Below are 5,661 nucleotides of genomic sequence, written 5' to 3'. Positions count from 1 at the left end.
GGGCCGTGACGAGCATGCCTGTGAATTACAGCGGTAAGGGGGATCGTTGACGGATTGGCTGTGGTGACCGCCGGGTGCTGCGTAGGTTGATCGGTGGTGGTTGAGGATGAAGACAGTGGGTGTTTCTTAACCTCGGAGCAGGCCGAGGGGTATGGCAGGTTCGCCGGTGCGCCGTCGACGGATGAGCTGGAGCGTTTCTGCTTTCTCGACGACAAGGACCGGAGGCTGATCGGCAAGCGGCGCGGCGACGCGAACCGTCTGGGATTCAGTTTGCAGCTGGTGACGGTGCGGTGTCTGGGCACGTTCCTTACCGATCCGCTGGATGTGCCGTCATCTGTGCTGGACTATGTGGCCGAGCAGTTGCAGATCTCCGACGCGTCGTGTGTGAAGTGGTATGTCGAACGGCCGCAGACCCGGTTGGAGCATCGGTGGGAGATCTGTGCGGAGTACGGGTGGCGCGAGTTCTCCGAGGCGGCTAACGAGTTGTCGCACTGGGTGGATCACCGGGCATGGGCCACCGGCGACGGGACGACGGCAATCTTCGACGGTGCGGTCGGCTGGTTACTGAAGCGCAAAGTTCTTCTGCCCGCGATGGACTCGCTGACCCGGTTGGTGAGTCGGGTGGTCGCGGCGGCGCATCAACGGCTGTGGAACACGCTGGTTGATCTGTTGTCGGGTGAGCAGATCCGGATGCTGTCGGCGCTGCTGGTGGTCGGCGAGGGTGAGCGAGTGTCGGAGCTGGAGCGGCTGCGCCGCGGACTGGTCGATCGATCGGGCAAGGCGATGGTCGCCGCATTGAACAGGGTGGCTGCGGTCACGGGGATCGGGTTGGGTGCCCTCGACCTGTCCGCGGTGCCGCAGCGGCGGGTGGTTGATCTGGCGCGGACGGGGATGGCATCGAACGCGACAGCGTTACGGCGTCGGCGCCCGCACGCGAAGCGGCTGGCGACGTTGCTGGCGACCGTGGTGTACCTGGAGGCCAAGGCCACCGACGACGCTTTGGAACTGTTCGATGTGCTGATGACCAACGAGTTGCTGGCGCGGGCCGAGCGTCAGTCCGGTGAGGACCAGCGCAAGCGCTATCCGCGGGTCGCGCGGGCGGCCGGGCGGCTCGCCGCGGCGGTCGGGGTACTGCTGGAGGCCGACGAGCTCGGCCCGGAACTGACCGTCGAGCGGTTGTGGGATCTGATCGAGGGCGTGGTGTCGAAGTCCGAGTTGCGCACCGCGGTGGCGAACATCCACGAGGTGGCCCCGCCCGACGCCGATCCTGGTGGGGAGTGGCGGGCGGCGCTGCTGAACCGGTATCCATTGGTACGCAAGTTTCTTCGGCTGCTGGTCGAGACGATCGAGTTCGGCGCGAGTACCGACGCGCAGTCGACGCTGGCCGCGGTCATGGCGCTGCCGGATCTGCTGGACTCCAAACCGAGTCGGCGGGTCCCGGCCGGGTATCTGGACGCGCGACTGGTGGACGTCGATCTGGTGCCTGCCGGGTGGCGGTCGCTGGTGTTCCGCGACGGCCGCCCGCCCGAGACGGTCGACCGCGCCGCCTACGTGTTCTGTGTGCTGCACCTTTTCCATCAGCGGTTGCGCCGCCGCGACATCTTCGCTGCCGCCTCCTCAAGATGGGCGGACCCGCGCACGCAGCTGCTCACCGGGGCGGCGTGGGAATCCAAACGGGAATCGCTGCTGGTTTCGCTGCAGCTGCCCGAAGACCCCGACCGTCTGCTCGGCGAGGCCACTTCCCAGCTCGACGCGGCGTGGCGGCACATCGCCGACCGCGCCGGCTGCGGTGAGGTCACCGTCGGTGACGACGGGCGCCTGCACGCGGCCGCGGTCAGCGCGATCGCCGAACCACCGAGCTTGACCGATCTGCGGCGACGCTGCCAGGCGATGATTCCGCGCGTCGACATTGGGGACTTGATCCTGGAGGTGATGGGCTGGCACCCGGAGTTCGTGGCCGCCTACACCCACGTTTCCGGTGGTGGCGCCCGCGTCACGGACCTTGCGATCACGTTAGCGGCGGTGCTGACCGCGCAGGCGTTGAATGTCGGGTGGGCGCCGGTGATCTCGCCCGGCGTGCCCGCGTTGACCAGATCCCGGATCAGCCACGTCTACCAGAACTACGTGCGCGCCGAGACTCACGCCGCCGCCAATGCGCCACTGGTCACCGGCCAGGCCGGGCTCGTGACGGCGCAGGCGTGGGGCGGCGGGCTGGTCGCCGCGGTGGACGGCACCCGGTTCGTCGTGCCGGTCCGCAGCATCGACGCCCGCCCCAACCCCCGCTATTTCGGTCGCCGCAACGGCAGCACCCTGCTCAACATGGTCAACGACCAGGGCATGGGGCTCGCAGGAATGGTGGTGTCGGGCACGCCGCGCGACTCGCTGTACACGATCGACCTGATGTATCGGCGCGACGGCGGACCCCGTCCGGAGGTGTTCATTTCCGATACCGGTTCTTACAGCGACATGGTCTTCGGCCTGCTCAACCTGCTCGGCGTCTCCTACCGGCCCGAGCTGGCGGATCTGCCCGACCAGAAGCTGTGGCGCATCGACCGGACCGCCGACTACGGGCCCGTGGACGCAGCGGCCCGCGGCCGGATCGACCTGGACCGGGTGCGGCGGCACTGGCCCGACATCCTGCGGCTGGTCGCCTCGGTGCACAGCGGGGAGATATCGGCCTCCGACGCGATGCGGATGCTGCAGCACGGCGGCAACCCGACCCAGCTCGGCGACGCGCTGGCCCACTACGGACGGATCTTCAAGACCCTGCACGTGCTGTCCTACGTCGACCGGGACTCCTACCGGCGCGAGATCAAACGGATGCGCAACCTCCAAGAAGGCCGACACGGGCTGGGCAAGCACGTGTTCCACGGCCGCCGCGGCGAACTGCGCGAGGCCTACCACGCCGGAATGGAGGACCAGCTCGGCGCGCTCGGGCTGGTCCTCAACTGCATCACGCTGTGGAATTCGGTGTACCTGGATGCGATCCTCGACCGGCTGCACAGTGAGGGCTGCCAGGTGCGCCCCGAGGACGTAGCCCGGCTTTCCCCGTACATGTACAAGCATATAAATGTCCACGGGCACTACAGCTTTCCCGCCCGCAGCCTCGACACCAACCGACGTGAATTGCGTGACCCCGACGCCGCGGACACCGACGACGGGTAGTGCGCGTCGATTCCCGGAACCCCAGGAGGTTTTCGCGCCCGCGAACCTCAAGGTCGACTCGGCGGTCGGTCAGCTCGGCGTGCCTCGAGAACGGAGGTCGGGTATCGATATCGCACTCGGAACACCGCTGGCGCTGGAAGCCACCAGTCGCCGATCGACACGATCTGTTGTCTCAGTAGCCGAACCTTCAACGGACACCCCGCCGGGACGGTGGCGGCGGGCCGCCACGAGGACAAATTGTGTCTCACATAGGCCGTACGGATAGATTCTCAATGAAGGGGTGCTATCCGTTACGCTTTTCGGTCATGTCCGGCACGCTGATCGGCTACGCCCGATGCTCCACCGACACCCAGGATCTCACCGCCCAACGCGACCGATTGGGTGAGCTCGGTGTGGCCGAGGAACGCATCTATCTCGACCATGGATTGACCGGCACCAGCCGTCAGCGCCCCGGGTTGGATCAGGCGCTCGCGGCGGTCCGCGCCGGTGACACCCTCGTCGTGCCGAAACTCGACCGGCTCGCGCGCTCGGTGCCGGACGCGCGGGCGATCGGTGACGATCTGGCCGCTCGGGGTATCAAGCTGTCGCTCGGCGGGCAGGTGTACGACCCGCAGGATCCGATTGGCAAGATGTTCTTCAACATCCTGGCCACCTTCGCCGAGTTCGAAGTCGATCTGCTGCGGATGCGTACCCGCGAGGGCATGGCCGTGGCCCGCGCCAGAGGGCGCCTCCGCGGCCGTCAACCCAAGCTCTCGGCCAAGCAGCGCACCGAGCTGCGGCGTATGCACGCCACGGGCGAGTATACAATCGCTGACCTCGGCGAACTATTCGACATCTCCCGGCCCACCGTCTACCGCACCCTCCAACAAGACCGAGCCACACAGGGCCCCACACAGCCACAGTGACACCACCTCCGCCCTTACCCGATGTGTGATGTGATCGATCGAGTCGTGCTGTGAGCGGGATCAGTAGAGCGTTGCAAGCCTTGCGTGACATGCTGGGACGCGACATACGGAACGTTGCGAGATCAGCGGCGCACCCATCCTCCAGCAGCGCGGTCGGTCTGCGGTCTGTGGTGCGGGCAGAGATCGAGGCCGACGAGTCGCTGGCGCAACCGCTGAAACACACCATGGACGACCGTGCTGGGTCCAGGGTCGAATCGACCCACGTCGGTGAGCGGCCCACGCGCACCGAAGCCGGACACGCTGAGGGACCATCGAATCCCGACAGTACCGGCATTACGAGGCCGCGCTCCTCAGACGACGCTCGGAGCAGGATCGACAGAGCGTTGCAAGCCTTGCACGACAGGCACAGGACCGACCACACACCGAGCTCCTCAGGCGACTTTGACGGGCCGGCGGCGCTGATCGATCGACGGTCAGCGGAACTGGGATTGCACACCCCAGCCCAGCGTGCGCTGGAATCGAGCCTGTTCATCGACGAACCGCTCCATCAGCTAGCCCTGCTCTCGCGTCAGCCGCGCCCGGAACTGGCATTCGGCGAAGGGAAATGGGCAGGCTATCTGGATGCCCGCGCGTTCGCCCGCCAATACGGCGATGGAGAGTTGACCGTGCCGTTCATGACTGAAATCCACCAGCGGCTCTCCCGCTTCACCATGCCCGAGTCGGGCGGGAGGTTCACTCATAGCAGGCCGGTCGGCATTATGTCGAAACCGTTCACCAGCGAGGAAAGGACTCTTATCGAGGCGAATCCCCACCTGGGATACCTGCCTGCGGGAACTGTGCCTATGGCGCCCGGCCAAGAGGCGATCGAATACCGCCTGTCCACACCGCAGGCGGTAAAGCACGAACTTCAGGCCCTGTCGGACTGGTATAACAACGCTAGCAAGCTGCCTGGCACCGACCCCTACCGGCTGGCTGCCGAGCTCCAGCAGCGTTACATCTCCATCCACCCCTGGGTCGACTACAACGGCAGCTCGTCGCGGATCCTGATGAACTGGTCACTGGAACGCGACGGGCTACCCGCGAGCGCGCCTTCAGATTTCGACAAAGACATCTTGTCGACAACCGAGAAATGGACCGACATGGTTCGAGCTGGCAGCGACGCGTTCGGTGAACGCGCGAATCGCCTGGCACAGCTCGGGGACACCGCTGATCCTATCGAAGTATTCGGCTTGGAGCGCGAACACGAGGTCTACCAGGCTCGGGGCAAATCGATATCAGATTTTACACCGGGTGCCAACTTCGATATCGAGGTGTGTCGGAACCTCGTGAAACAGCTCCAAGACAGCCCGCACTAGCGCCACGGACCGAACCAAGAGTCCTTCGACCCAGGACCTCGGCGAAGTCGGTTCACCAGCGCTTGCCCTGACCTCGCCGAACCACACCAGAACAGCAACGGGCAGTACCTCAACGAACCTCAACCCGCTACCGCCCATGCCCGCGGGATCCAGTCCAGTCGGCCTGGCCAATCCCCGGTGACGGGGCAGGCCCATGTCCTTACCGCTGTTTTTCACAGGTGTACTCGTCACGGGCC

General features: G+C 65.9%; 3 protein-coding genes. All 3 read left to right on the top strand.

Features of this window, described 5'->3' with window-relative positions; translation table 11 throughout:
- Positions 1–96: 96 nt before the first annotated feature.
- The 3 genes from ACIHAX_RS37700 to ACIHAX_RS37690 all read left to right on the top strand — a co-directional run bounded on the left by ACIHAX_RS37700 (position 97) and on the right by ACIHAX_RS37690 (position 5,425).
- Positions 97–3,165, top strand: coding sequence for a Tn3 family transposase (locus tag ACIHAX_RS37700; protein ID WP_397282448.1), 3,069 nt, complete (start codon positions 97–99; stop codon positions 3,163–3,165).
- Between the two features lie 305 nt (positions 3,166–3,470).
- Positions 3,471–4,070, top strand: a complete 600-nt coding sequence (locus ACIHAX_RS37695; RefSeq protein ID WP_397282446.1) for a recombinase family protein — start codon at positions 3,471–3,473, stop codon at positions 4,068–4,070.
- A 383-nt stretch (positions 4,071–4,453) separates the two neighbouring features.
- Complete coding sequence (locus tag ACIHAX_RS37690) at positions 4,454–5,425, top strand: Fic family protein (RefSeq protein WP_397282444.1); 972 nt, start codon at positions 4,454–4,456, stop codon at positions 5,423–5,425.
- Positions 5,426–5,661: the final 236 nt, after the last annotated feature.

The organism is Nocardia sp. NPDC051929 (genome assembly GCF_044548645.1).
GTDB lineage: Bacteria > Actinomycetota > Actinomycetes > Mycobacteriales > Mycobacteriaceae > Nocardia > Nocardia sichangensis.
Note: the sequence above shows the minus strand (reverse complement) of the source record. Positions and strands in the feature narration are given on the sequence as shown.

Coding starts and splice junctions, on each gene's coding strand:
- ACIHAX_RS37695 (WP_397282446.1), top strand. CDS start 3,471: ATGTCCGGCACGCTGATCGGCTACGCCCGATGCTCCACCGACACCCAG.